The sequence below is a fragment of the Stappia sp. genome, assembly GCF_040110915.1.
Lineage (GTDB): Bacteria > Pseudomonadota > Alphaproteobacteria > Rhizobiales > Stappiaceae > Stappia.
The window spans coordinates 872974-898550 of sequence record NZ_CP157793.1; the positions used below are offsets into that span (position 1 = coordinate 872974).

Here is a 25577-nt window from a genome sequence, read left to right on the forward strand (position 1 = left end):
CCGGGCGGGATGCGCCCGGCGGCAAGGCCCGCGAGCGGAAAGGCGGGGGAGTGACGACCACATCGAGGCGATGCGCGGCGCATCGGTGCCGCACGGCGGTCGCCCTGGCCTGCGTCGGACTTGCGCTCGCGGCCTGTCAGCGGCCGACGGGCGATTTCGGGCGCGCCGCCCCTTCCGTCGTTCACGACAGGCTGATGCCGCAAGCGGGGGCCGAACTGGCGACACGGCGCGGCGAGCCGGTGTCGCGCTTCAATCTCACCGACGACGAACGCGAGCTGCGCGACCGGGGCTGGACGCTGATCCGCCCGCCGTCCTCCAAGGACTGGATCGAGGGCAGCCGCACCGAGCTGATGCGCACCCGCATCCTGCCCGAGACCGGCGGAAGCGCGGATGCGAACCGCTACTATGCCTATCTGCGCTCCGACCGCTACGCCTCCAGCGAAGTGCGCTACGACCGGGTCATCGCCGATGTGACGGCGGACGCCGCCCTCGTCGATCCGTTCTGCCGCGTGGTGATGCGGGTGGAAAAGGCCGATCAGGAACGCCTGCGCGCGCTCGGCCGGCGCAAGGTGTCGACGGCGGAGGAACTCGCCGGCGCCCAGGCGCGGGTGTGGGAAAACCGCCGCTACACGGATTGGGCGGCCCAGGCGCTGCGCTACCGGCTGGTCTCCTATCGGCAGGCGATCGACGCGCTGGAGATCGAGACCCCCTCGAGCGACAAGGTCTGGGACGCCAACACCGCCTGGAAGCGTCTGGCGGCCGAGATCATCCGCCTGGAAAAGGGCTGCGACGACGACAACCGCTACGGCCAGAGCGAGCCGCCGCGCCGCTCGCGCATCTATTCCAACTGGGGCACGGAGCGCGCCGCACCGCAGAAGTAGCGCGGACCGGCGCCGGAGAGGCGCCCGCTACCGGTAGAGATCGGCGCGTGTCAGGGGAATGGCGGGCGGTCCCTTCGCGGTCTTTCCGGCAAGCGTCTGATAGATGCGCGCCGACCCGCGATGGAAGGTAAGGGCGCAGCCGCCGAGATAGGCGACCCACAAGCGATAAAGCTCGGGACCGGCCAGCGCTTCTGCCTCCGCGCGGCGTGCCGTCAGCCGCTCGCACCACACCTGCGTCGTGCGTTCGTAGTGCTGACGCCAGTTCTCCACGTCCTGCACCTCGAAGCCGGCCTTCTCCATCTCCGCGACCGTGTGGCCGATGTCGTCCAGTTCGCCGCCGGGAAAGATGTACTTCTGCAGGGCGCGTTGCTCTGGGCGCTTGATCAGCCGGCGCCGTCGGCGTTTCGCGCGCCGGGAGATCGCGTGGTTCAGGAACAGCCCGTTCGGCGCCAGCAGCCGCTGGACGGTCGCGAAATAGGCGGGGATGTTGTCGAGCCCGATGTGCTCGTACATGCCCACCGACACGATCTTGTCGAACTGACCGGTGAGATCGCGGTAATCCTTGAGTTCGAAGGTCACCCGGTCGGCGATCCCGAGCGCTTGCGCCTTCGCGCGGGCGAAGGCGAGTTGCTCTTCCGACAGGGTGACGCCATGCCCGGTGACGCCATGGTGGCGCACGGCGTGGCACAGCAGGCCGCCCCAGCCGCAGCCGATGTCGAGCAGCGTCTCCCCGGGCGTCAGCCGCAGCTTGCGGCAGGTGACCTCGAGCTTGGTCTGCTGGGCTTCCTCCAGCGTCGCCTCGGGGGAGGGGAAGCAGGCGCAGGAATATTGCATCTCCGGATCGAGGAAGAGGCGGTAGAAGTCGTTGCCGACATCGTAGTGAAAGCCGATGAAGCGCTTGTTGTCGCGCGCCCCCTGGCGCGTCCGCCCGTCGGCGGCGCCGGCAAAGCCGCGCGTCGCGTCCGGCGAGATGGCCGGCGCGGTGAGGAGCGGCCAGGCGGCGCGGGCGAGCGTGGCCTTGCCCAGCTTGCGCAGACGCCGCCGCGCCGCCCGGTCGATGGCGAAGGGACGACCGATGTCGATGAGCGTGCCGCCGGAGATGTCGATGTGACCGTGGGCGTAGTGGCGGATCAGGCGGTCGAGCGACGGCCGGCGCAGCAGCGAGGGCAACACGCCGGGCGCGTTGATCTCGAGCATCAGATCCGGCACGACGGTCTGCCCCAGCGGTTCGATCGAACCGTCCCACAGGCGCACGGAGAAATGCGCGTCCATCGCGGACCGCACGAGGCCGAGAAGATGCCGCGTCGCCGCGAGCGTTTTCGCGTCCCGGCCGGTCGTCGGTTCGCTCATGGGTCGGTCCTCTTTCGATGCGGCCTAGAAGTCGCGCAGGGTGGGGGCGGGCGTCTCCTCGCCAAGCGTCGCGCAGCGCGCGGCCTCCAGTTCCGCGATGATCCGCGCGCGGTTGAGCGGATCGCCGTCGAAGGCGCGCAGCAGCGCATAGCCCTGGATTTCCGCGGTTTCGATCACGATCAGATCCTCAAGCCCCGGAGGCGGGTTTTCCCGGAGCAGGCTCAATTGTTGCGGCGTGAGAACCAGCACGTCGAGCCGGCCGTCGTTGCCGGACGTGCGGTCGTTGAGACTGTAGACGGCCTCGCCCCTTGCATTGAACAGGGCGAAGGACCAGAAGGGCGGCGGCAGGGCCGCCTCGATGCGCAGCGGCCCGCGCGCAAGGTCGAAGCGGCAGGCCGCATGCAGCATCTGCGGATCGAGCAGCGGCAGCGGCTCGGCGCCCGCGCGCGTTTCCGGCAGGCGGTTGAACACGCCGTCGGGGCCGAAGACCGCCACGCGCGCATGCGCGGTCTGAGGCACGACGGCGGGAACGCTCATCACCGCGGCGACATGCACGATGCCGCCGAGAAACAGTCCGGCCAGCGCGATCGCGCCCCAGCGGGCGAAGCGGAGGGCGTGCGGGCTCATCGGCAGCGTCCCCGCCGGATCTCGGGCATCGGCACATTGGCGACGCCGGTGCCGGTGGTGAGCGGCGTGTCGTAGAGCCGCAACGCGAGCACAAGACCGTCGGCGTCCGGCGCGGTGGGCAGCCAGTTGCCGGGCCGCGCTCGCGCGGCGGTGCGGATCTCGAAGGTGCCGTCCGGCCGGCGCAGGATCTGCCGGCTGTGAAGGCCGGCGCGCGGATTGACCGTTTCGGTCAGCCTGAGCGATGCGTCCAGCGCCGTCAGCGTCCACAGCCGGGCCGGGGCGGCCTTGCCCGTGATCAGATATTCGCAGGCCGGGGTGAGGGGCGCGCCGGCGCTGTCGGTCGTGGCGAAGAAGATCAGCCCCTCGCCGGAGGCCAGCGGCACGCGGCCGGTGCGCGCGTGCGTCGCGGCGGAATAGGGATCGGCCTCGGGCGTGCCCTCCACGGGATGCGCCTCCCACGCGCCAAGCCGCAACCGGTCGAAGGTCGCGCCGCGCTCGATGGCGAGATAGGCGCTGCCGAGCCCCGACACCAGCGCGATCGTCAGCACCGCCGCCAGCGTGGCGGCGAGGCTGCGGCGCGGACGGGCGAGGATCGGGGGAACCGGATCGGCGCGATACCCGTCGGTTTCCGGATTGCGATCAAGGGCAAGGGTCACGGGCGGGCCGGCTCCGCGTTCGCGACGCGCGTGTCGGCGGGCAGTGCGGCCCGCGCGCCGAGGGCCTCCAGCCGGGCGCCGATTTCTTCCAGAACCGCCATGGAGGGCTCGCGCAGCAGGCGCGGGCTGCCCGGCGCACCGCCGTTTCCATCCGCTACCAGCGCCGGATCGTCTGCCTGCGGCGGCCGGTCGACGCCCGGCATCGGCTTCAGTTCGATGCCCTTGTGCGCATAGTCCATGATGGTCTGCCAGGTCATCGCCGGAAGGCTGCCGCCGGTCATGCGCCCGGTCGAGCTGAAATCGTCGTTGCCGAACCACACGGCGGCGGAATAATTGCCGGTGTAGCCGACGAACCAGGCATCGCGATAGGCCTGCGTCGTGCCGGTCTTGCCGGCGGCGGTGACGCCGGGCACCTGGGCGCGCCGGCCGGTGCCCGCTTCCACCACGTTGACCAGCACGTCGTTCATCTCCGCCGCCTTTTCCGCCGGGAAAAGCCGCTGCGGCGGCGTGCGGTGGCGCGCGGCCTCATAGACCGTCTCGCCGGCGGAGTTCTTAACCTCCAGGATCGGCGTCGGCGTCACCTTCAGCCCGCCGCTGGCGAAGGCGCCATAGGCGGCGCTCATGTCGAGCACCGTGACCTCCGCCACGCCGAGCGGCAGCGCGCGGGTGATCTTCAACTCGGTGGTGATGCCCATGGCCTTGGCGATCTCCACGATCTTGTCGCGGCCGAGCGCCTGGGCGAGGCGGACGGGGATCGTGTTGATCGACTTGGTGAGCGCGAGCTTCAGCGATACCGGTCCGCGATAGCTGCGGCCGTAGTTGCGCGGGCTCCAGCCGCCGATGCTGATCGGCGCGTCGGGCACGATGGAGCGCGGCGAATAGCCGTTCATGAAGGCGGTGATATAGACGAAGGGCTTGAAGGAAGACCCCGGCTGGCGGACCGCGTCGACGGCGCGGTTGAACTGGCTGGCGCCATAGTCCTTGCCGCCGACCATCGCCCGCACCGCGCCGGTTTCCGGCACCACGACGGCGACGGCGCCTTCCTCCACCCGGTAGCGCTGGCCGTACTGGCGCAGGGTGTCGAGGATCGCGCGTTCCGACTGGCGCTGCAGGCCCGGATCCAGCGTCGTGCGCACGGTCAGGATGCGGTCGTTGGCAAGCGCCGGGTTGGTGCGCGCCAGCTCGCGGACCTGGGCGAAGGCATAATCGAGAAAGTGATCGGGCGAGCGCTCGCGGCTGCGGTCGACCGCGACCGCCGGGTTGCGCCGCGCGCCGATCACCTGACCCTCGGTCATGAAGCCGGCCTGCACCATGTTGGTGAGCACCTCGTTGGCGCGCGCGCGCGCCGCCGGGAGGTTGATGTGCGGGGCGAACTTGCTCGGCGCCTTGAACAGGCCGGCGAGCATGGCGGATTCCGCCAGCGTGAGGTCGCGCACGCTCTTGTTGAAATAGAACTCGGAGGCCGCCGCGACGCCGAAGGTGCCGCCGCCCATGTAGGCGCGGTCGAGATAGAGCTTCAGGATCTCGCGCTTGGTCAGATTGACCTCGAGCCAGAGCGCCAGGAACGCCTCGTTGATCTTGCGCTCCAGCGTGCGCTCGTTGGACAGGAACAGGTTCTTGGCGAGCTGCTGGGTGATCGAGGACCCGCCCTGCACGACCGTGCGGGCGCGCACGTTCTCCACCATGGCGCGGAAGGTGCCGAAGACGTCGATGCCGAAGTGGTAGAAGAAGCGGCGGTCCTCCGTCGCCAGCGCCGCCTTGACGAGATGGTCCGGGATCTCCTCCAGCGGCACCGTGTCGTTGAGCAGGATGCCGCGGTGGCCGATCACATTGCCGAAGCGGTCGAGGAAGGTGACGGAAAAGTCGTTGGTGGTGCGCCAGTCCGAGCGCGCGGTCTTGTCCATCGCGTCCTGGGCGAAGGACAGCATCACGATCAGACCGAGCACGCCGAAGGTGACGCCGTCGGAGGCAAGTTCCGCCGCGACCCGCCCCGCACCGCGCGCCCGGAACTTCCGCAGCCAGGCCGAGTAGCCCTCAAGCCCGCGCCGCAGCGCGGTGAAGACCCGCCAGAGCGTCGTGTCCACCCAGGCATCCCATGAGAGCAGCCGCGCCCGCAGTTTCGAGGACGCGGGCACCCGGGGCGGCCCACCTTCGGAGGAGTTGCCGGGATCGGGGGCGCCGGATCGCTGGTTCACCTTGTCCGTCCGTTCTGCTATGCGGGGCACGCGCGACGCGGCCACGGGGACGTGGCCGGGGCTGCCCGCCGGAGCGCCGCGCGGGCCAGATCTGGGAGGCCACGCGCCGGTCGCCCCGTTGTACTCCCGTTCAGGCGCCGGATTCAAGAAAAGGCAGGGCACAGGTGAGCGCACACCATGGCGAGAACGCCTCGGACGCCGAAGCGGCGCCGTTCTGGCGCCGCAAGACGCTCGGCGAACTGACGGGCGAGGAATGGGAGGCGGTTTGCGACGGCTGCGGGCGCTGCTGTCTCAACAAGCTGGAAGACTGGGACACCGGCGAGATTGTGTGGACCGAACTCGCCTGCACGCTGTTCGACGATCAATCCTGCCGCTGCCGCGACTACGACAACCGCCTCGCCAAGGTGCCTGACTGTCTGCCGCTCGACGCCGAGACGGTGCCGCAACTGACCTGGCTGCCGCCGACCTGCGGCTATCGCCTGCTCGCCGAGGGACACGATCTCTACTGGTGGCACCCGCTCGTGTCCGGCGATCCCCACACGGTGCACGCTGCCGGCATCTCCGTGCGCGGCAAGTGTCGCAGCGAGGACGGCATCGCCATCGAGGATTACGAGGCCTTTGTGGTCGACTGGCCCGGCGAAAACCCGATGGCCGAGGACGTCAGCGGCGGGGACAGCCCGGCGGCGACAGGCGGAAGTGTCAAGAAATAGGAAAAAATTCTTGACAGCGATCCGCTGATCGACTAGGGTTCAGGCATGGTCGAAATGGTGCGCCCGGGCGGAAGCCTTGGGCGCATTTTTATTGGGCGAACCTGCGGGGGAGCCGCGAAGGGCGTCAGCGCGCCCGGTCGGATCCGCTCCCGTCTTTCGACGTCTCGCCGGGCGTCGCGTCCGGTGTTTCGGGATCGTCGAGATGATCGAGGTCGGTCTCGGCATCCTGCGCGTCGTCTTCCGCCGCATCGGCCTCCGACGTCTCCACCCTGTTGCCCGACGCATAGGCCGCATGTGCGCGGCAGGCGAGTGGAATCGAGATCAGATAGGCCGTGACGCCGATGGCGAGCATCTCGAAGGGGAAGGTGACGAGCAGCGCCACGAAGAGCACCGCCGCGACGAAGAGCGGCAGCACCAGATCGCGGCGGATGCGGCTGCCGAGCTTCTTGCCCGAGTAGGTCGGCAGGCGCGACACCATCAGCAGCGCCATGGCCACCACATAGACCGCGACGACCGGGGCGAGCCCCGCCCAGTGCGGCAGCAGGCCGATGAGTTCGAGATAGACCGGCAGCAGCACGCTGAGTGCCCCGGCAGGCGCCGGCACGCCGGTGAAGAAATTGACCGCCCAGGCGGGCTTGTCCGGATCGTCGATGGAGACGTTGAAGCGGGCGAGCCTGAGGGCGGCGGAGATGGCGAAGATCAGCGCCGCGATCCAGCCGATGGAGCGCACCTCGTCGAGTAGCCACGAATAGAGGATGATCGCCGGCGCCACGCCGAAATTGACGAAATCGGCCAGCGAATCGAGTTCCGCGCCGAAGCGCGAGGTGCCCTTCAGCAGCCGCGCGACGCGCCCGTCGAGCGCGTCGAGCACGGCGGCGATGACCACCGCGCCGATGGCGAAGTCCCAGCGCGCTTCGAGCGCCATGCGGATGCCGGTGAGGCCCGAGCACAGCGCCAGCAGCGTGACGAGATTGGGCAGGATCAGCCGGAGCGGCACGCGGCGGAAGCGCGGGGCCCGACCGCGCCGGCGGCGTGTGGGACCCGGATCGTAAGGGGCGAAGGGCGCGGACATGACGGGACCTTCAGCTCACGCGGGTGAGAACGGCGTCGCGGGTCTCGGCCGCGAGATCGGCGATCACGGTCTCGCCGGCGATCATCGTCTGGCCGACGGCGACGCTCACCCGCGTCTCCAGCGGCAGATAGACGTCGAGGCGCGAGCCGAAGCGGATGAGGCCGAAGCGCTCGCCGGCGCGCAGGTTCTCGCCCTCGCGCACGAAACACACGATGCGCCGCGCCACGAGACCGGCGATCTGCACGACGCCGACGCGCGTGGTGCCGCTTTCGATGACGAGGCCGTTGCGCTCGTTGTCCTCGCTCGCCTTGTCGGATTCGGCGTTGAGGAACTTGCCGGCGCGATAGGCGACGCGGGTGATCCGCCCGCCGACCGGCGCCCGGTTCACGTGGCAGTTGAAGACATTCATGAAGATGCAGACCCGCATCAGCGGCTCGGCGCCGAGGTCCATCTCCGGCGGCGGCACGGCCTGGCCGATCTGGCACACGGTGCCGTCGGCCGGCGACACGACGAGACTGTCGTCGACCGGCGTGACGCGCGGCGGATCGCGGAAGAAATAGCACACCCAGCCGGTGAGGATCAGGCCGATCCAGAACAGCGGATCGGCGAACCAGCCGACGACCAGCGTCACGCCGGCGGCGATCGCGATGAAGGGCCAGCCCTCGCGATGGATGGGCACGAAAGTCTTGGAGATCGTATCGCTCAGCGACATGCACGGGTCCGTTCGAATGGGCGGGGGCACGCGACGGCGCGTGCCCGACCGCCCCTTTTCACCGCTGGCGCGCGGAAAATCAATCCGCGACCCGGCTTGCTGCGTTCGCCGCGAACGGCGGCGCGGCGATCATTCGGCCGGCATGTCCTCGCCGGCGCGGGGCCCGCGCACCACGAAGCCCGTGTCGTCGCGGGTGGCCGCGCGCAGCCGTTCCTCGGCCTCGCTCGCCTCCTGCTGGCGCGCCCACATGGAGGCGTAGAGACCGCCGGCGGCGAGCAGGTCGTCGTGACGCCCGCGCTCGACGATCTGGCCCTTTTCCAGGACGAGGATCGTCTCGGCGTTGACGACGGTCGACAGCCGATGCGCGATCACGACGGTGGTGCGGTTCTTCGACACCTGGTCGAGGGCGGCCTGGATCTCGCGCTCGGTATGGGTGTCGAGCGCCGAGGTCGCCTCGTCGAGAATGAGGATCGGCGGGGCCTTGAGGATCGTGCGGGCGATGGCGACGCGCTGCTTCTCGCCGCCCGACAGCTTCAGCCCGCGCTCGCCGACCTCGGTGTCGAAGCCCTGCGGCAGCGCCTCGATGAACTCGGCGATCTGCGCCAGGCGCGCGGCCTCGCGCACCTCGTCGTCGCTGGCGTCCGGGCGGCCGTAGCGGATGTTGTAGGCGATGGTGTCGTTGAACAGCACCGTGTCCTGCGGAACCATGCCGGTCGCCGCGCGCACGGAAGCCTGCGTGACGTCGCGCAGGTCCTGCCCGTCGACGGTGATGCGTCCGCCGGTGACGTCGTAGAAGCGGAACAGCAGCCGCGAGATGGTCGACTTTCCGGCCCCCGACGGCCCGACGATGGCGACCGTGTGCCCGGCCGGCACCTCGAAGGAGATGCCCTTCAGGATCGGGCGGTTGGCGTCGTAGTGAAAGGCCACGTCCTGAAAGCGGATCGTTCCGCCGTCGACGGCGAGCGGAGGGGCTCCGGGCTTGTCGGTGATCTCGGCCGGCTCGGCGAGCAGGGCGAACATCGCCTCCAGATCGGCGAGCCCCTGGCGGATCTCGCGATAGAGGAAGCCGATGAAATTGAGCGGGATCGACAGCTGCAGCAGCAGCGCGTTGATCATGACGAAGTCGCCGAGCGTCTGCGTGCCGGCCATGACGCCGCGCGCCGACATCACCATGCACACGGCCGTTCCGACCCCGAGAATGACGGCCTGCCCGAAGTTGAGCCAGGCGAGCGACGTCCAGGTGCGCGTGGCGGCGTGTTCGTAGCCCTCCATGGCGCGGTCGAAACGGTCGGCCTCGAGCCGTTCGTTGCCGAAATACTTGACCGTCTCGAAATTCAGAAGGCTGTCGATGGCCTTGGAGTTGGCGTCCGTGTCGCTGGCGTTCATGGCGCGGCGGATGCCGATGCGCCAGTTCGAGGTCTGCACCGTGAACCAGGTGTAGGCGACGATCATCACCGCGACCACGAGCACATACATCGCGCCGAACTGGTACCAGATCACCGCCGCCATGATGGCGAATTCGAAGATCGTGGGAATGCCGTTGAGGATCGTGAAGCGGACGATGTTCTCGATGCCCTTGATGCCGCGTTCGATGACGCGCGACAGGCCGCCGGTCTTGCGCTGCAGGTGAAAGCGCAGCGACAGCAGATGCAGATGGCGAAACGTGCGAAAGGCGAGCTGGCGCACCGCATGCTGGCCGACGCGGGCAAACAGCGCGTCGCGCAGCTGGTTGAAGCCGACGAAGAGAATGCGGGCGACATTATAGGCGATGACCAGCATGACCGGGGCGACCAGCCAGGCGGGCAGGGCGCCGATGCCGAGCGGGCTCGCCTCGGCCGTGCCGCCGTCATTGGCGGCGGTGAGCGCGTCCGTCGCCCACTTGAAGAAATAGGGCGAGAGCACCGTGACGATCTTGGCCACGATCAGCGCGAGCACGGCGAGGCCGACGCGCATCTTCAGATCCGGCCGGTCGAAGGGCCAGATGTAGGGCCACAGCTGGCGCAGCGTCGTGAGCGTCGACACCTCGTCGGCGGAAATGCGCGGGGCGGAAGCGGGTGTGCCGGAACGGCGGGAGGTCATGAACGGTCCTTTCGGCGCGCGGCAGGCGCGCGGGTCACGCGGCGGGCGTCGCCGCGCCCGAGGCGGGGCACAGCGATGCGAACAGATGGGCGACGTCGCGCGACAAGAGGTCGAGCGCGGGCCGCGCCAGGAAATAGTGGCAGCATCGGCCGTCGCCGCGCATGTCGATCAGACCGGCCTGCCGCAGCACGCTCAAATGTTGCGAGACCGTCGACTGGGCAAGGGGCAGACGGCGCACCAGGTCGCCGCAGCACGCCGTCTCGCGGGTCGACAGGATCTGCAGGATCTCCAGCCGGACAGGGTGCGCGAGCGCCTTGAGCCCGGCTTCCAGGGAGCCGGCGTCGGCGCGCTCGGCGCGCCGGTCGCCCGTGCAGGGGCAGGTCTGGTCAGATGCCATTCAGGGGCTCGGGCAGGGTCTCGGGCAAGGGCTCGGGCGGGCGGTGGACGGCCGGTTTCATCGGCTTTCGCCGATGGAACCCTTCTACGCCCTGGTCACGGATCGGGCAAGACCGCCGGCCGTCAGGAGGACACATGACAGAAAGCGAAAGATGCCATGAGCCAGGATGAGGCGGCCGGCGGGTCGAGCGCGCGCAAGCGTCCGGTGCATTTGACGCCGGACCTCTGGCAGGTGGCGCGCGGGTTGTACGAGACCGAGGATGTCGACGTCGAGGAGATCGCCCGGCGCATGGATGTCACGGCGGCGACGATCACCCGGCGCGTGCGGCGCGACGGCTGGGTCCGGGCCGGGCGCCTGCGCGATCTGATGGATGCCGGCGACACGCGTGGTCTGGCGCGCATGGTCGCGCGGCTGGCGCAGGTCTTCGAACACCAGATCGCGGCCATCGAGACGCAATTGCAGGCCACGCGCGGGTCCGAGGCCGGCGCCGACACCCAGGCGGGCACGCTGGAACGCAACGCCCGCACGCTCGGCAGCCTCGCCAAGACGCTGGACGTGCTGATCGAACTGCGCGCGGGCGTCGCCGAGCTCGCCCCTTCCGGAGAGGACGAAGATGCACTCAGGCGAGAGCTTGCGCAGCGCCTTGATCGACTGTGCCGGCAGGGGAAGGCTGCCGGACTTCCTGTCCCGCCTGAGCCGCCGGGAACTGACGTTCCTGCGTCATGACTGGGAGGTGTGGGCGCATCCCCATCAGCTGCCGCCAACGGGCGACTGGCGCTGCTGGCTGCTGATGGGCGGACGCGGCGCGGGCAAGACGCGCGCCGGCGCGGAGTGGATCCGCGCGCTGGTCGCCACCGCCCAGGGCGGGCGGACGGACGATGGGCTGCGCATCGCGCTGATCGCGGAGACCCATCTCGATGCGCGCGAGGTGATGGTGGAGGGCGTGTCCGGCTTGCTGGCCGTGCATCCGCGCGACGAGCGCCCGCAATGGCAGCCCTCGCGCCGGCGGCTGGAATGGCCGAACGGCGCGGTGGCGCAGGTCTTCTCCTCGGAAGATCCCGACGCCCTGCGCGGGCCGCAGTTTCACTTCGCCTGGTGCGACGAACTCGCCAAATGGCGCCACGCCCGGGAGGTCTGGGACATGCTTCAGTTCGGACTTCGGCTGGGCAGGCGGCCGCGCCAGCTCGTCACCACCACGCCGCGTCCCGTTCCGCTGCTCAAGGAGGTCATGGCCGACCCGGAGACACGGGTGGTCAGCGCGCCGACGGAGAGCAACGCGGCGCATCTGGCCGCCGGCTTTGTCGCCGCGATCCGCGCCCGCTACGCCGGCACGCGGCTGGCACGTCAGGAACTCGACGGCGAACTGGTGGAGGCGCGCGAGGGCGCGATGTGGAGCCGCGAGGGGCTCGACGCGATCCGCGTCCGCCAGATCCCGCCGCTCGAACGCATCGTCGTCGCCGTCGATCCGCCGGCGTCTTCGGGAAAGCGCTCGGACGCCTGCGGCATCATTGCGGCCGGCATCGACGAGCAGGACCGCGTGCATGTGCTCGCCGACCGCAGCCTTGCCGCCGCGACGCCGGCGCAATGGGCCCGTGCGGCCGTCGTCCTGTGGCGCGATCTCGACGCCGACTGTCTGGTCGCGGAGGTCAACCAGGGGGGCGAGATGGTGAGCGCGGTGATTTCGAACGTCGACCCGGGCGTGCCGGTGCGCGCCGTGCGGGCGCGGCGCGGCAAGTGGCTGCGCGCCGAGCCGGTCGCCATGCTCTACGAGCAGGACCGGGTCCGCCACGTCGGGGCCTTTCCCGATCTGGAGGACGAAATGACGGATTTCACGCGCGAAGGGCTGTCGAACGGACGCTCGCCGGACCGGCTCGACGCGCTGGTCTATGCGCTGCACGAGCTGGCGCTCGCCGACCGGGGAACGCCGCGCCTGCGCAGCATCTGAGCCGACCCTACGTTTTCGCCGCCGCCGCTGCCGCCGACCTCGCCGCCGAATGAAGGAGCCTTGATGATGGGATTGCGATCGGTATTTGACACGCTGATGCGCCGGCCCGAGGAGCGCAAGGCCTCGCGCACCGGTCCGCTGCTCGCCCTGCATGGCGCCGGGCGTCCGGTCTGGACCCCGCGTGACTATGCCGCGCTCGCCCGCGAGGGCTACGCCCGCAACCCGGTCGTGCATCGGGCGGTGCGCATGATCGCCGAGTCGGCGGCGAGCGTGCCCTTCGTGCTCTACGAGGGGGAGCGCGAGGTCGACCGCCATCCGGCGCTCGATCTGCTGGCCGCGCCCAATCCGGCGATGTCCGGCACGACCTTTCTGGAGGAGGTCTACGGGCATCTGCTTGTCGCCGGCAACGCCTATGTCGAAGGGGTCAGCGTCGACGGCACCTTGCGCGAACTGCACAGCCTGCGCCCCGACCGGGTGAAGATCGTGCTCGGCCGCGACGGCTGGCCGGAGGCCTTCGACTATTCGGTGGCCGGGCGCACCGTACGGCTTGGGGCGGACCGCCGCAGCGGGCAGGCCAGCGTGCTGCACCTCAAGGTGTTCCATCCGCTCAACGACCACTACGGCTTCGCGCCGCTGGAGGCGGCGCAGATCAGCCTCGACCTGCACAATGCCGCCGGGGCCTGGAACAAGGCGCTGCTCGACAATGCCGCGCGGCCGTCCGGCGCGCTGGTCTATGGCGGGCCGCAGGCCTCGAACATGACCGAGGATCAGTTCGAACGGCTGAAGAAGGAGCTGGAGGAGGGCTATCAGGGACCAAGCAACGCCGGGCGTCCGCTGCTGCTGGAAGGCGGTCTCGACTGGAAGCCGATGGGGATCTCGCCGCGCGACATGGACTTCATCGCCGCCAAGAACCAGGCGGCGCGCGAGATCGCGCTGGCCTTCGGCGTGCCGCCGATGCTGCTCGCCATCCCCGGCGACAACACCTACTCAAACTTCCAGGAGGCCAACCGTGCCTTCTGGCGCCAGACCGTGCTGCCGCTCGCCGCCCGCGTCGGCGAGGCGCTCGCCCGCTGGCTGCCGGACGACGACGACGCGCGGCTGCGGCTGGCCCCCGATCTCGACCGGGTCGAGGCGCTGTCGAGCGAACGCGCCGCCCTGTGGCAGCGGCTGGAACAGGCGAGTTTCCTGACCCGCACGGAAAAGCGTGTCGCCGTCGGCTACGACCCAGATGCCGATCCCGCCGCCGCCCCTGACCCGGACGCCGCCGCGGACCGGCCCGAAGCTGCCCCGGCGGACATGTGATGGACGCTGTGTTGCACGCCGTCGCCCGGCAGGGCGATCTCGCCCATCTCGTGTTGCTGCTGTGGGCGAGTTCCGCCTCCAGCCTGCTGGTCTGGAGCCTGCGCGAGATGGTGCGCTCCAACCGCCGCTTCGACGATTTCGTCGATGCGATTGCCCGGCTCAACCGGGCCCTCAGCGACGACGACTGAGCCCGCCCGCAAGGCAGGGCCACAAAGACCGAGGAGTTCCCATGACCGTCAGCTTCCCGACCCGCGCGCCCGGCGCGCGGGACCGGCACCGCCGTGTCTTCGCCGGTTTCGCCGCCCGCCTCGCCATGGTGCTGCGGGCCCGCGCGAAGGTCCGGGGGCAGGCCGCGTGACCGGGGCCGATGCGCCCGCGCCCGGCGGCTCCGATGGCCCCGGCGGCCCCGGCGGCTATGTGATCGCGGGCTATGCGAGCCTGTTCGGCGTCGCGGACGATGCGCGCGATCTCGTCATGCGCGGTGCCTTCCGCCGCAGCCTCAAGGAGCGCGGGGCGGAAGGCATCCGCCTGCTGTGGCAGCACGATCCCGCCCGCCCCATCGGCGTGTGGGACGCCCTGCGCGAGGACCGGCGCGGTCTGTGGGTGCGCGGGCGCATCCTCACGAGCACCGCGCTCGGCCGCGACGCGGCCCAGCTCGTCAGGAACCGCGCCCTCGACGGCCTGTCCATCGGCTTTCGCACCCGCAGCGCCCGCCGCGATCCGCGCGCCGGCGTGCGGCGGGTCTTCGACATCGACCTTTGGGAAGTGTCGCTTGTGACCTTTCCCCTTCATCCGGACGCGCGCATCGCCGCGCCCGGTCCCGCCGCCGCGCTCCGCGTGGCGTCCTGATGCGCGTCCCCGCGCCCCTTTTTCCAGGAGTTGATCCATGAGCGTTCCCACGTTCCGACCGAACCCGTCCGCCCCCGAACGCAAGGCGGTGACCGACGCCGCCTCCCCCGACGGGTTGCGCCGCGATCTGGAGGAGATGCGTGCCGCCTTCGAGGCCTTCCGCGAGGTGAATGACGAGCGGCTGAGCGACATCGAGACGCGCGGTGCGAGCGATCCGCTGAGCGAGGACAAGCTCGCCCGGATTTCCGCCCAGATCGACCGCCAGCAGGAGCGCCTCGACCGCCTCGCGCTCAAGTCCGCCCGTCCGGCGCGCGGCATCGATCCGCTGGAAACCGGCGCGCGCGGCGGCCACGCGGGCGAACACAAGGGCGCCTTCGACGCCTATATCCGCAAGGGCCGCGAGGACGGCCTGCGGGCGCTCGAGATGAAGGCGATGTCGGTGGGCTCCGATCCCGACGGCGGCTATCTGGTGCCGGAGGAGACGGAGAGCGAGATCCTGCGCCGCATGGCCAGCGTGTCGCCGATCCGCGCGATCGCCGGCGTGCGGCAGGTGTCCTCCAGCGTGTTCAAGAAGCCGTTCTCGATCTCCGGTCCGCAGGCCGGCTGGGTCGCGGAAACGGCGGCGCGGCCGCAGACCTCCGCGCCGACGCTGGCGGAACTCTCCTTCCCGACCATGGAACTCTACGCCATGCCGGCGGCGACGCCCTCGCTGCTGGAGGACGCGGTGGTCGACGTCGATGCCTGGATCGCTGAGGAGGTGGAGACCGCCTTCGCCGAACAGGAGGGCACGGCCTTCGTGACCGGCGACGGCGTCAACAAGCCGCGCGGGTTTCTCGATTATCCGCGCGTCGCCGACGCCTCCTGGAGCTGGGGCAACCTGGGCGAGATCGCGACCGGCACGGCCGGCGCCTTTCCCGCGAGCGATCCCGCCGACGTGCTGATCGACCTCGTCTATGCGCTCAAGAGCGGCCATCGCCAGAACGGCACCTTCGTGATGAACCGCCGCACCCAGGCGGTGGTGCGCAAGATGAAGGACGCCGACGGCAACTACCTGTGGCAGCCGCCGGCCACCGTGGGCGCGCCGGCCACCCTCATGACCTTCCCGCTGGTGGAGGCGGAGGACATGCCGGATATCGCCACCGACGCCCCGGCCATCGCCTTCGGCGATTTCCGTCGCGGCTATCTCATCGTGGACCGCGCCGGGGTGCGCATCCTGCGCGATCCCTATTCCGCCAAGCCCTACGTGCTCTTCTACACCACCAAGCGCGTGGGCGGCGGCATCCAGGACTTCGAGGCCATCAAGCTGCTGACCTTCTCCGCCTGACCTCCTCCATCTGACCCGCCGGCTCCCTGCCGCGACTTGCCCGCGCGCCGGTCTCCCGCTTCCGTGAGCGGCGCGCGGGTCTTTTCTCCGTCTTCTGGAAAGGATGGCCATGACCGCACTCCTCACGACGCCGCCGGCGCAGGAACCGGTGACGCTGGACGAGGCCCGCGCCCACCTGAGGGTTACCGCGAGCGACGAGGACACGCTGATCGCGCGCCTCGTCGCGACCGCGCGGGCCCATGTGGAACGGGCGACGGGACGCGCGCTGCTGACGCAGGGCTGGCGGCTCTATCTCGATGCCTGGCCGCCGGGGCGCATCGTCCGCCTGCCGGTGGCGCCCGTGCAGTCGGTCGACGCGCTCACCGTCTACGACGGCGACGGGGTGCCGGAGACGTTCACGGCCTCCGCGATGACGCTCGACGGCGCCGGCACGCCGCCGCGTCTCAAGGTGGCGCTCGGCGCAATGGCACCGGGGCAGGGCCTCAACGGCATCGAGATCGACTTCACCGCCGGCTACGGCGCGAATGCGACGGACGTTCCGGCACCCCTCATCCAGGCGATCCTGATGCTCGTCGCCCACTGGTTCGACCATCGCGATCTCGGAGCCGAGATGGCCACCACCCAGGTGCCGGGCGGGCTCGAAGCGCTGATCGCGCCCTACCGGAGCCTGCGGCTGTGACCCGCGCGGGAGACCTCGACCGGCCGATGCGGCTCGAGCGGCCCGATCGTATCGAGGCCTCGGACGGCGAGGCGGAGATCGTCTTCACCGACATGGGGGCCGTCTTCGTGGCGCTCGCGCCGGCAAGTCTCGCGCAGCGACAGGTTCTGGAGCGCGTCGACGGCGTTGCCAGTCACAGCGCGACGTTGCGCGCGGGCAGCGGGATCGCCGGCGGCTGGCGGCTCGTGGAGGGCGCGCGCGTCTTCCGCGTGCTGGCCGTCGACGACGCGCCGAGGCGCAGCGGATACGTGACCTGTCTCGTCGAGGAGGAGGGACGATGAGCGGTCAGCAGGCCCTGCGGGCGGCGCTGGTGGAAACCCTGCGCGGCGACGCGGCGCTCACCGCGCTGATCGGCCCGGGCCGCGTGCACGACGGCGCGCCGCGCGCGACACCCGCCCCCTTCGTCGATCTGGGGCCGATGGAAACGCAATTGCTGACCGGCGATCCGGCGGAAGGCGAGCGGCACACGCTCGACCTTACCGTGATCTCGCGGACCCCTGCGCGCGGCGAAACGACAGCGGCGGTCGCTGCCATGCGCGATGCGCTCGCCGGCCTCGGCGCGCATCTGGCCGGGCACCGCCTCGTGCATGTGAGCGATCCCGTGATGCGCAGCGAACGGCTGCGCAGCGGGCGCGGCTGGCGCGGGAGGCTGCGCGTGACGGTCGTCACCGAACCGGCGAACTGACACGGACGGACCTGAAAAAAGGAGAGGGCCATGGCCGCACAGGCAGGCAAGGACTTGTTGCTGAAATGCGATTCCACCGGCGCGGGCGCCTTCGTCACGGTCGCGGGCCTGCGCGCACGGCGGATCGCGCTCAATGCCGGCAGCGTCGATATCACCGACACGGACAGTGCCGGGCGCTGGCGGGAACTGCTTGCCGGTGCCGGCACGCGCTCTGCCAGCGTGTCGGGGTCCGGCATCTTTCGCGATGCCGCCGCCGACGAAACGGTGCGCGGGCTGTTCTTCGACGGGCTGATCCGCGACTGGCAGGTCGTGGTGCCGGACTTCGGCACGATCACCGGTCCCTTCCAGATCGTCGCGCTCGACTATGCCGGCACGCACAACGGCGAGCTGACCTATGAGCTCGCGCTGGAATCGGCCGGCGAACTCACCTTCGCGGGCGTCTGACCATGGTCAACCGACATCGCGGCGAGGTTTCGGTGACGCTCGACGGGCGGCGGCACACGATGGTGCTGACGCTGGGCGCGCTGGCCGAACTGGAAGCCGCCTTCGACAGCGAGAGCCTGAACGGGCTCGGGGCCCGCTTCGCGAGCGGGCATCTGTCGTCCCGGGATCTGCTCACCATCGTCGGCGCGGGTCTGCGCGGCGCGGGCCAGCCCATCGACGATGCGGCGCTGGCCGCCATGCGCCCGGACGGCGGCCTGCCGGCGCTGGCGCGCGCCGTCGCCGATCTGCTGCGCGTCACCTTCCTGGGAGACGAAGTCCCGGGAGACGAGGTCCCGGGAGACGGGGCCGCGCCCTCCACCGCAGCGGGGGAACCCGACCCGGGAAACCGCTGACGGCCGCGGGCGGGCGCCGGCCCGCGGCCTTTCCCTGGCGCGACGTGATGGCGGCCTGTCTCGGACGCCTGCGCTGGACGCCGGAGGCCTTCTGGCGGGCGACCCCGCGTGAGGTCGCCGCCGCCCTGCGTCCGGTCGGGGCGACGCAGCGCGGACCGCTGCCGCGCGCGGCCTTCGAATTTCTGATGCAACGCTATCCAGATGGAGAACCGACGTGACCGGCTCATGTTCTGACGATCAGACAGACACCGATGCGGAAAACTCGGATTCAGAATCTGAGGAAGCACAAAGACTTGCTGCCATTATGACGGAGGTGCATGAGACCTCGAAGCAGATCGGATCGACGCTCGCTGGTGCCCTGCAAACCGCAGTGCGCGGTGGCGAGCGCCTCGATGTGGTCTTCAAGTCGATCGCCACATCCCTGTCGCAGTGGTCGCTCCAGCGATCGATGGACGACCTCGGAGATCTGATCGGCACAAGGGTGGAAAAGATCGCAGGCAGCTTCGTCTCGAATTTCTTTGCTACCCCGTCGAACGGCGGCTCCGACGCCCCAATGCCCTTCGCCAAGGGCGGGGTCGTCGCGGCGCCCACCTATTTCCCGTTGCCGGGCTCGGCGTCGGGCACGGGGCTGATGGGGGAGGCGGGGGCGGAAGCGATCCTGCCCCTGTCGCGCGATGCGCGCGGGCGGCTCGGCGTGAGTGCGCTCGGCGATGCCCCGGGCGGCGCGCCGTCCATCGTGTTCAACGTGGAAACGCGGGACGCGGAGAGTTTCCTGCGCTCCGAGGCGCAGGTCGCGACAATGGTAGCCCGCGCCGCCGGACGGGGACGGCGCGGGCTTTGACGTCGGGCCTGAAGAGGAGGGGCTCAGGCACCGGCGTATCAGGCGGCGGCGAGAAGGGCCGCGATTTCGTCCTTGAGATGGAGGCGCTGCTTCTTGAGGTTTTCGAGCGCCTCGTCGGACGCCGGCTCAACCTCGCTCTCGATGCGATGAATCTCGCGATTCACCGAATGGTACTCGTCCGCGAGTTTGGCGAAGTGCGCGTTGGACACCTTGAGCTGATGCAGCTGGTCGGTCTTGTCCGGGAACTCTTCGTGCAGCTCGTGGGGAACGTGACTCATGTGTGGGCTTACCTCCGTTGTTGCGCCGACAATGCGCGCCCTCGTCGGGCTTCGCCTTGAGGGAGATCAAAGCGCGCCCGCCATTGTGGATCCGCGGAGATTAAGATGGGGATGATGCCGGATGACGGGTTTCGTGGAAGACCGGTTTCCGCTGGGGGTGGCCTTTGGCGCCAGCGGCGGACCGCAATGGCGCACCGATGTCGTAACGCTCGCTTCGGGCGCGGAAGCGCGTAACGCGCGCTGGGCCGGATCGCGGCGGCGCTACGATGCCGGATCGGGAATTCGCTCGCTCTCCGACCTTCAGGCGGTGGCCCTTTTCTTCGAGCGCATGCGCGGGCGGCTCACCGGCTTTCGGTTTCGCGATCCCTTCGATCACCTGTCCTCCGCCGCACCCGGCGCAGGCGGCGACCCGAATGCGCTCGACGGACCGCTCGGCATCGGCGACGGCGCCACCGACGTCTTCGCCCTCGTCAAGACCTACGGGAGCGGAGCGCAGGCCTATGTCCGGCGCATCGCCAAGCCCGTCGCGGGGTCGGTGCGCATCGCGCGCGACGGCGTCGAACTCGCCGACGGCAGCGACTTCACCTGCGATTCCGCGACCGGCCTCGTGACCTTTCTCGGCGGAGCGCCCGCGCCCGGTGCGGTGCTGACCGCCGGCTTTCGCTTCGACGTGCCGGTGCGCTTCGACATCGACCGGCTCGACATGAGTCTCACGCATGTGCGCGCCGGACGGGTGCCGACCATCCCGCTCGTCGAGATCGATCCCCTGACGGAGGCGTAACGCGCATGAAAACCCTGTCGCAAACCACCCGCGACCGGCTGACAGCGCCGACGACGACGCGCGCCACCTGCTGGCGTGTCACCCGCGCCGACGGGTTGACGCTGGGCTTCACCGATCACGACCGGCCGGTCGCCTTCGACGGGCTGACCTACCGCCCTGATCTCGGCTTCGAGACCACCGCCGCCACCCAGGAGCCGGATCTGGCCGCCGGCTCGGCCGAGGTGAGCGGTATCCTCGCTTCGCAAAGCCTGACCGAGGCGGATCTTGCCGCCGGCCTGTGGGACGGCGCCGAGGTCGAGGTTTTCACGGTCGACTGGCAGGACCCTTCCGCCCGCGTGCTGATGCGCCGGGCGGTGATCGGCGAGGTGCGCCGCGAGGGGCAGGCGTTTCGCGCCGAACTGCGCGGTCTGGCGCATCTCTTCGACCAGCCGCAGGGACGGGTCTTCTCGCATCTGTGCGACGCCGATCTCGGCGACGCGCGCTGCCGGGTGGATCTGGACGCCGGCGGATTCCGGCCCACGGCCACGCTTGCCGCCGGGTCGACGCGCGACACGCTGCGTCTGGAGGGCGTCGCGGGGCCGGAAGCGGACTGGTTCACCGGCGGGCGCGTCGAGGTGACGCCGGACGCAGGCCCGGCGGTTGTCCGCGAGATCGTGTCCGACCGGCGCGAGGGGAGCGAACGTGTCGTGACGCTGCTCGGGCCCCTGCCGCAGGTGCCGGAGCCCGCGTGGGAGATCCGTCTCGTCGCCGGCTGCGACAAGCGCTTTGCGACCTGCCGGGAGAAATTCGCCAATGCGCCCAACTTTCAGGGCTTCCCGCACATGCCGGGGGCGGATTTCGTGCTCGCCTATCCCAGTCGCGGCGATGCCCGCAACGACGGTGGCCGCCTGATCGACTGACCTGATCGACTGAGCCGGCTTTTCCCCTTGCCCTTCCTTGTCGAAAGGACCCGACATGATCGAGCGCGCGACAATCGTCCGCGAGGCGCGGGCGTGGATCGGCACGCCCTATCGTCACCAGGCGAGCTGCCGGGGAAGCGGGGCCGATTGCCTCGGTCTCGTGCGCGGGGTGTGGCGGGCGCTGTTCGGACGCGAGCCCGAACGGCCGCCGCCCTACACCCGCGACTGGGCCGAGGCGGACCCGGCGGAAACGCTGCTTCTGGCCGCGCGGCGGCATCTTGAGGAACGCAGCCCCGGCGCGGCCGAGCCCGGCGACGTGCTGCTGTTTCGCTGGCGCGCCGGCGCGCCGGCCAAACACGCCGGCATTCTCGCCACCCCGACGACCCTGATCCATGCCTATGAAGGCATCGCCGTGACCGAAAGCCCGCTCGGCTCCGCCTGGCGGCGGCGGCTGGCCGGTGTCTTCGCCTTTCCCGGAGCGGCACCATGGCAACCCTGATCCTCGCGGCCGCCGGCAAGGCGATCGGCGGCGCGGTCTTCGGCGGCGCGGGCGCGATTCTCGGTCAGGCGGCCGGTGCGCTCGCCGGCTCGGTGATCGACGATGCGCTCTTCGGCACGTCCCAGGTCAACGAGGGACGGCGGTTGGCGGATCTGTCGATCCAGTCGTCGACGGAGGGCGCCTCGCTGCCGAAGGTCTACGGCCGCGTGCGTCTGGCGGGGCAGGTGATCTGGGCGACGCGCCTCGAGGAAGAGGTGCGCGAGCAAAGCCAGGGCGGCAAGGGCGGCGGCGGGGCCCGCGTCACCCAACGCAGCTATCATTATTACGCCAGTTTCGCCGTCGCGCTGTGCGAGGGGCCGGTGGCGCGCATCGGTGCCGTGTGGGCCGACGGAAAGCCGATGGATCTCGACGGCGTCACCTGGCGCGTGCATCACGGCACCGCCAACCAGCCCGCCGATCCGCTCATCGCCGCGCTGCAGGGCGAGACGCCGGCCTACCGCAATGTCGCCTATGTCGTCTTCGAGCGTCTGCCGCTCGACCTCTACGGCGACCGGCTGCCGCAGCTCACCTTCGAGGTGATCCGCGCGGTCGAGCCGCTGGAAGCGCTGGTGCGGGCGATCACGGTGATCCCGGGCGCCGGCGAGTTCGTCTATGCGCCGCTGCCGGTGACCTGGAGCGAGCGTCCGGGCGTCGCCGAGCGCATCAACCGGCACGTCACCCACGCCGACAGCAACTGGACCGCCTCGCTCGACGAGTTGCAGGCGCTGTGTCCAAACCTGGAGCAGGTGGCGCTGGTGGTCTCCTGGTTCGGCGACGACCTGCGCTGTGGCACGTGCACCGTCCGGCCCAGGGTGGAAACGCAAGGGCGCGCGACGTCGGGCATGACATGGTCCGTCTCCGGCGAAACGACGGCCACGGCCGCCGAGGTGAGCCGCGCGGGCGACCGTCCCGCCTATGGCGGGACGCCGGCCGACGAAAGCGTCATCCGCGCCATTCAGGATCTGAAGGCGCGCGGGCTCAAGGTCGCGCTGCATCCCTTCATCCTGATGGATGTGCCCGCCGGCAACGCTCTGCCCGATCCCTACGGTGGAACGGAGCAGGCGCCGCACCCCTGGCGCGGGCGGATCACCGCCTCGCTGGCGCCGGGACTGCCGGGAACGCCCGACGGCACGGGCGCTGTAACGGCGGAACTCGACGCCTTCGTCGGCACGGCCGCGCCCGGCGATTTTCTGCAGGGGCCGAACGGCGTCGGCTATGCGGGGCCGGCGGAATGGTCCTTCCGCCGCTTCGTGCTGCATCACGCGCATCTGGCGGCCGCCGCCGGCGGGGTCGACACCTTCCTGATCGCTTCGGAGTTGCGCGGCCTGACAAGGCTGCGGTCGGGGTCGGGCGTCTATCCCTTCGTCGCCGCGCTCAAGGCGCTGGCGAGCGAGGTGCAGGCGATCCTGCCCGGTGCCGCGATCACCTATGGCGCGGACTGGACGGAATACGGCGCCCATCAGGTCGGCGCCGGCGAGCTGCGCTTTCCCCTCGATCCGCTGTGGGCCGATCCGGCCATCTCGGCGGTTGGCATCAATGCCTATTTCCCGCTCGCGGACATGCGCGAGGAGGGCGATCCCGACGGCAATATCGCGCCGCACGATGCGCAGGCGCTCCACGCGGCCGTCGCCGGGGGAGAGGATTACGACTGGTTCTATGCCAGCGAGGCCGACCGGCTGACGGGCGTGCGCACGCCCATCGCCGACGGCGCCTACGGCAAGCCCTGGGTCTATCGCGCCAAGGATCTGGTGGGCTGGTGGTCCAATCCGCATGTGGAACGCGTGGGCGGCGCGGAACTCGCCACCGCGACCGACTGGGCGCCGCAGACAAAGCCGATCTGGCTCACCGAACTGGGCGTGCCGGCCATCGACCGGGGCGCGAACCAGCCCAACATCTTCTTCGACGAAAAATCCTCCGAGTCCGGCTGGCCGCGCTTTTCCAACGGCGGTCGCGACGACCTGATCCAGCGCCGGGCGCTGGAGGCGGTGCTCGCCTATTGGTCCGGCGATCACCCTGCGCTTCCCGCCGGAGCCAATCCGGTCTCGCCGGTGTACGGCGGGCCGATGCTGGACGCCGGCGGCATCTTCCTGTGGTGCTGGGACGCGCGGCCCTATCCCGCGTTTCCCGGGCAGCTCGACGTGTGGAGCGACGGCGAGAACTGGCGCGCCGGCCACTGGCTGACCGGGCGGCTCGGGGGCGTGTCGCTCGCCGGCCTGATCGGCGCGCTGGCGACCGATTACGGGCTGTCCCCGGATGTCTACACGGTCGAAACCGTGCCGGGCACGATCGACGGGCTGGCGGTGGCGGGGCCGAGCACCTTGCGCGCGGTGCTCGCGCCGCTGCTCGAGGCGCATGGCGTGGTGGCGGCGGATCTCGGCCCGCGCATCGGCTTCCGGCCCGCTTGGTCGCCGGTCGCCGCGGAGCTTGGCGGCGACGATCTCGTCGTGGCCTCGCGCGACGAGCCCGTGCTGTCGAGCCTGCGCGCGCAAGCGGCCGATCTTCCGGCCGAGGTGCGGATTTCGGCCCGCGATGGCGCGCGCGATCACCGCCGCTACGTGGTGTCCTCGCGCCGGCGGGAGGGGCACAGCGTCCGGGTGGAGGAAATCGATCTGGCCGCGACCCTCGATCCGGGCATCGCGGCGGGGCTGGCGGACGGCCTGCTCGTCCGGCGCTGGAGCGCGCGCGAGGAACTGCGCTTTGTCGCCGGGCCGGCGCATCTCGCGCTGGAACCCGGCGATGTCGTGCGTCTTGCCGCCGATCCGCAAACCGGATTGGCGCAGGCCATGACCGCGCGCATCGAGTCTCTGGAAGAGGCGGGGGCCCTGCGCATCGTGGCGCGCGAGGCACGCCCGCCGCTCTCCCTGCGTGCGCGCCGGGTCGGCGGCGAGGGGCGGGCCGCGACCGTGCGCGCCGCCGCCGCCGCGCCGGATGTGCTGATCCTCGATCTGCCGCCGCTTCCGGGTACGGACGAGGCGCATGCCCCGCGCATGGCGGCGTTCGCGCGGCCCTGGCCCGGCGGGCTCGACGTCTACCGCGCCCGCGAGGGCGGGTCCCCCGGCTTTCTGACACGCCTCGACCGGCCGGCGGTGATGGGCGAGACCACGCAGGACCTGGTCCCCGGGCCGGTGGCCGTGTGGGACCGGATGAACGTCCTCGAGGTCGAGATCTCCGACGGAACGCTGGACAGCGCCGGAGAAAGCGAGGTGCTCGGCGGCGCCAATCCGCTGGCGGTCCTGGCGCCCGACGGCGGGCTGGAGATCGTGCAGTTCGCGCGGGCCGAGCTTGTCGGTCCGCGCCGCTATCGCCTGAGCGATCTGATCCGGGGCGGATTGGGCACGGAGGCGGCGGCGGCCCGGGTGACGCCGGCCGGCGCGCGGGTCGTGTTGCTGGACGACGCGGTTGCGCCGCTGCCGCTCAAGCTCGACGAGATCGGGATTGCCTTCGACTATGCGGTGCTGCCGGCCGGCCAGCCGCTCGACAGCCTGGCGCGCCGCAACCTATCGCATGTTGCAAAAGCACGCGGGCTCAAGCCCTTCGCCCCTTCTCATCTGAGCGCAAGGCGGTTGTCCGGCGGCGATGTCCGCTTTTCCTGGGTGCGCCGGACGCGGATCGGCGGCGACGGCTGGCGCGAGACCGATGTGCCCATCGGCGAGGAACGCGAGCGCTACCGCGCCGAGTTGCTCGGAGCGGGCGATCTGCCGGTCTGGAGCCGCGAGGTCGACGCGCCGCAAGTGGATCTTGGCTCGGCGGAAGAGATCTCGATCTTCGGCGGGCCCGCGAGCACGTTCCGGCTGCGCGTGGTCCAGATCTCCGCCGTTGTCGGCGACAGCCTGCCAGCGGTCGCCGATCTGACCGTTTGACGCAACGCGCGGCCCATCATCGTCACGCCAATCCGGAGAACC

29 protein-coding genes are annotated in these 25577 nt (G+C 70.4%); 20 read left to right on the forward strand and 9 right to left on the reverse strand.

Annotated elements, in window-relative coordinates; translation table 11 throughout:
* Window positions 1-50 precede the first annotated feature (50 nt).
* Window positions 51-881, forward strand: a complete 831-nt coding sequence (locus ABL312_RS03880) for a hypothetical protein (protein ID WP_349360060.1) — start codon at window positions 51-53, stop codon at window positions 879-881.
* Between the two features lie 27 nt (window positions 882-908).
* Here ABL312_RS03880 and ABL312_RS03885 read toward each other — a convergent pair whose 3' ends face one another.
* The 4 genes from ABL312_RS03885 to ABL312_RS03900 are packed head-to-tail and all read right to left on the reverse strand — an operon-like array spanning window position 909 to window position 5709.
* On the reverse strand, window positions 909-2231 hold the full coding sequence (locus ABL312_RS03885; protein WP_349360061.1) for a cyclopropane-fatty-acyl-phospholipid synthase family protein: 1323 nt from the start codon (window positions 2229-2231) through the stop codon (window positions 909-911).
* Window positions 2232-2255: 24 nt separating this feature from the next.
* Complete coding sequence (locus ABL312_RS03890) at window positions 2256-2858, reverse strand: DUF1254 domain-containing protein (RefSeq protein ID WP_349360062.1); 603 nt, start codon at window positions 2856-2858, stop codon at window positions 2256-2258.
* Window positions 2855-3514, reverse strand: a complete 660-nt coding sequence (locus tag ABL312_RS03895; RefSeq protein ID WP_349360063.1) for a DUF1214 domain-containing protein — start codon at window positions 3512-3514, stop codon at window positions 2855-2857. Before ABL312_RS03895 ends, ABL312_RS03890 begins: the two co-directional genes overlap by 4 nt.
* A complete protein-coding gene (locus ABL312_RS03900) occupies window positions 3511-5709 on the reverse strand; it encodes a transglycosylase domain-containing protein (RefSeq protein ID WP_374730174.1) in 2199 nt (732 codons plus the stop codon). The genes ABL312_RS03895 and ABL312_RS03900 overlap by 4 nt, the downstream gene beginning before the upstream one ends.
* 164 nt (window positions 5710-5873) lie before the next feature.
* On the opposite strand from ABL312_RS03900, the gene ABL312_RS03905 reads away from it, so the two are divergent.
* A complete protein-coding gene (locus ABL312_RS03905) occupies window positions 5874-6419 on the forward strand; it encodes a YcgN family cysteine cluster protein (RefSeq protein WP_349360064.1) in 546 nt (181 codons plus the stop codon).
* A gap of 124 nt (window positions 6420-6543) precedes the next feature.
* Here ABL312_RS03905 and pssA read toward each other — a convergent pair whose 3' ends face one another.
* The 4 genes from pssA to ABL312_RS03925 all read right to left on the reverse strand — a co-directional run bounded on the left by pssA (window position 6544) and on the right by ABL312_RS03925 (window position 10679).
* Window positions 6544-7491: a CDP-diacylglycerol--serine O-phosphatidyltransferase gene (gene pssA, locus ABL312_RS03910; protein ID WP_349360065.1), complete on the reverse strand. Its 948-nt coding sequence runs from the start codon at window positions 7489-7491 to the stop codon at window positions 6544-6546.
* 10 nt (window positions 7492-7501) lie between these two features.
* Complete coding sequence (locus ABL312_RS03915; protein ID WP_349360066.1) at window positions 7502-8203, reverse strand: phosphatidylserine decarboxylase; 702 nt, start codon at window positions 8201-8203, stop codon at window positions 7502-7504.
* A 129-nt stretch (window positions 8204-8332) separates the two neighbouring features.
* Complete coding sequence (locus tag ABL312_RS03920) at window positions 8333-10282, reverse strand: ABC transporter ATP-binding protein/permease (protein WP_349360067.1); 1950 nt, start codon at window positions 10280-10282, stop codon at window positions 8333-8335.
* A 34-nt stretch (window positions 10283-10316) separates the two neighbouring features.
* Complete coding sequence (locus tag ABL312_RS03925) at window positions 10317-10679, reverse strand: metalloregulator ArsR/SmtB family transcription factor (RefSeq protein WP_349360068.1); 363 nt, start codon at window positions 10677-10679, stop codon at window positions 10317-10319.
* Window positions 10680-10835: 156 nt separating this feature from the next.
* On the opposite strand from ABL312_RS03925, the gene ABL312_RS03930 reads away from it, so the two are divergent.
* The 14 genes from ABL312_RS03930 (at window position 10836) to ABL312_RS03995 (ending at window position 19179) form a co-directional block, all read left to right on the forward strand.
* Window positions 10836-11405: a hypothetical protein gene (locus ABL312_RS03930; RefSeq protein WP_349360069.1), complete on the forward strand. Its 570-nt coding sequence runs from the start codon at window positions 10836-10838 to the stop codon at window positions 11403-11405.
* The gene (locus tag ABL312_RS03935) at window positions 11293-12624 is read left to right on the forward strand and encodes a terminase large subunit domain-containing protein (protein WP_349360070.1); all 1332 of its coding nucleotides are present in this window, start codon (window positions 11293-11295) and stop codon (window positions 12622-12624) included. The genes ABL312_RS03930 and ABL312_RS03935 overlap by 113 nt, the downstream gene beginning before the upstream one ends.
* A 66-nt stretch (window positions 12625-12690) precedes the next feature.
* Window positions 12691-13926: a phage portal protein gene (locus tag ABL312_RS03940; RefSeq protein WP_374730197.1), complete on the forward strand. Its 1236-nt coding sequence runs from the start codon at window positions 12691-12693 to the stop codon at window positions 13924-13926.
* Window positions 13926-14114 (forward strand): hypothetical protein, encoded by a 189-nt coding sequence (locus tag ABL312_RS03945; protein WP_349360072.1) that lies wholly within the window; start codon window positions 13926-13928, stop codon window positions 14112-14114. The genes ABL312_RS03940 and ABL312_RS03945 overlap by 1 nt, the downstream gene beginning before the upstream one ends.
* Window positions 14115-14155: 41 nt before the next feature.
* A complete protein-coding gene (locus ABL312_RS03950) occupies window positions 14156-14284 on the forward strand; it encodes a hypothetical protein (RefSeq protein ID WP_349360073.1) in 129 nt (42 codons plus the stop codon).
* A complete protein-coding gene (locus tag ABL312_RS03955; RefSeq protein ID WP_349360074.1) occupies window positions 14281-14775 on the forward strand; it encodes an HK97 family phage prohead protease in 495 nt (164 codons plus the stop codon). The genes ABL312_RS03950 and ABL312_RS03955 overlap by 4 nt, the downstream gene beginning before the upstream one ends.
* Before the next feature lie 37 nt (window positions 14776-14812).
* Window positions 14813-16099 carry a phage major capsid protein gene (locus tag ABL312_RS03960; RefSeq protein ID WP_374730175.1) on the forward strand — a complete coding sequence of 429 codons (1287 nt, stop codon included), beginning with the start codon at window positions 14813-14815 and terminating at the stop codon, window positions 16097-16099.
* Window positions 16100-16208: 109 nt separating this feature from the next.
* Complete coding sequence (locus ABL312_RS03965; protein WP_349360075.1) at window positions 16209-16778, forward strand: head-tail connector protein; 570 nt, start codon at window positions 16209-16211, stop codon at window positions 16776-16778.
* Window positions 16775-17098 (forward strand): head-tail adaptor protein, encoded by a 324-nt coding sequence (locus ABL312_RS03970; protein ID WP_349360076.1) that lies wholly within the window; start codon window positions 16775-16777, stop codon window positions 17096-17098. Before ABL312_RS03965 ends, ABL312_RS03970 begins: the two co-directional genes overlap by 4 nt.
* Entirely contained in the window at window positions 17095-17502 is a 408-nt protein-coding gene (locus ABL312_RS03975; RefSeq protein ID WP_349360077.1) for a DUF3168 domain-containing protein, read from the forward strand. The genes ABL312_RS03970 and ABL312_RS03975 overlap by 4 nt, the downstream gene beginning before the upstream one ends.
* A gap of 30 nt (window positions 17503-17532) precedes the next feature.
* Window positions 17533-17946 (forward strand): phage major tail protein, TP901-1 family, encoded by a 414-nt coding sequence (locus ABL312_RS03980; protein WP_349360078.1) that lies wholly within the window; start codon window positions 17533-17535, stop codon window positions 17944-17946.
* A complete protein-coding gene (locus tag ABL312_RS03985) occupies window positions 17943-18338 on the forward strand; it encodes a gene transfer agent family protein (protein ID WP_349361341.1) in 396 nt (131 codons plus the stop codon). The genes ABL312_RS03980 and ABL312_RS03985 overlap by 4 nt, the downstream gene beginning before the upstream one ends.
* Before the next feature lie 47 nt (window positions 18339-18385).
* Window positions 18386-18556, forward strand: a complete 171-nt coding sequence (locus ABL312_RS03990) for a phage tail assembly chaperone (protein WP_349360079.1) — start codon at window positions 18386-18388, stop codon at window positions 18554-18556.
* A gap of 86 nt (window positions 18557-18642) precedes the next feature.
* Window positions 18643-19179, forward strand: coding sequence for a phage tail tape measure protein (locus ABL312_RS03995; RefSeq protein WP_349360080.1), 537 nt, complete (start codon window positions 18643-18645; stop codon window positions 19177-19179).
* 38 nt (window positions 19180-19217) lie between these two features.
* Here ABL312_RS03995 and ABL312_RS04000 read toward each other — a convergent pair whose 3' ends face one another.
* Complete coding sequence (locus ABL312_RS04000; RefSeq protein ID WP_349360081.1) at window positions 19218-19457, reverse strand: YdcH family protein; 240 nt, start codon at window positions 19455-19457, stop codon at window positions 19218-19220.
* Window positions 19458-19578: 121 nt separating this feature from the next.
* Here ABL312_RS04000 and ABL312_RS04005 point away from each other — a divergent pair, with 121 nt between their 5' ends.
* The 4 genes from ABL312_RS04005 to ABL312_RS04020 are packed head-to-tail and all read left to right on the forward strand — an operon-like array spanning window position 19579 to window position 25535.
* Window positions 19579-20238 (forward strand): DUF2460 domain-containing protein, encoded by a 660-nt coding sequence (locus tag ABL312_RS04005; RefSeq protein ID WP_349360082.1) that lies wholly within the window; start codon window positions 19579-19581, stop codon window positions 20236-20238.
* A gap of 5 nt (window positions 20239-20243) precedes the next feature.
* The gene (locus ABL312_RS04010) at window positions 20244-21137 is read left to right on the forward strand and encodes a DUF2163 domain-containing protein (protein WP_349360083.1); all 894 of its coding nucleotides are present in this window, start codon (window positions 20244-20246) and stop codon (window positions 21135-21137) included.
* 55 nt (window positions 21138-21192) lie between these two features.
* Window positions 21193-21636 carry an NlpC/P60 family protein gene (locus tag ABL312_RS04015; RefSeq protein WP_349360084.1) on the forward strand — a complete coding sequence of 148 codons (444 nt, stop codon included), beginning with the start codon at window positions 21193-21195 and terminating at the stop codon, window positions 21634-21636.
* Complete coding sequence (locus ABL312_RS04020; protein WP_349360085.1) at window positions 21624-25535, forward strand: glycoside hydrolase/phage tail family protein; 3912 nt, start codon at window positions 21624-21626, stop codon at window positions 25533-25535. The genes ABL312_RS04015 and ABL312_RS04020 overlap by 13 nt, the downstream gene beginning before the upstream one ends.
* Window positions 25536-25577 lie beyond the last annotated feature (42 nt).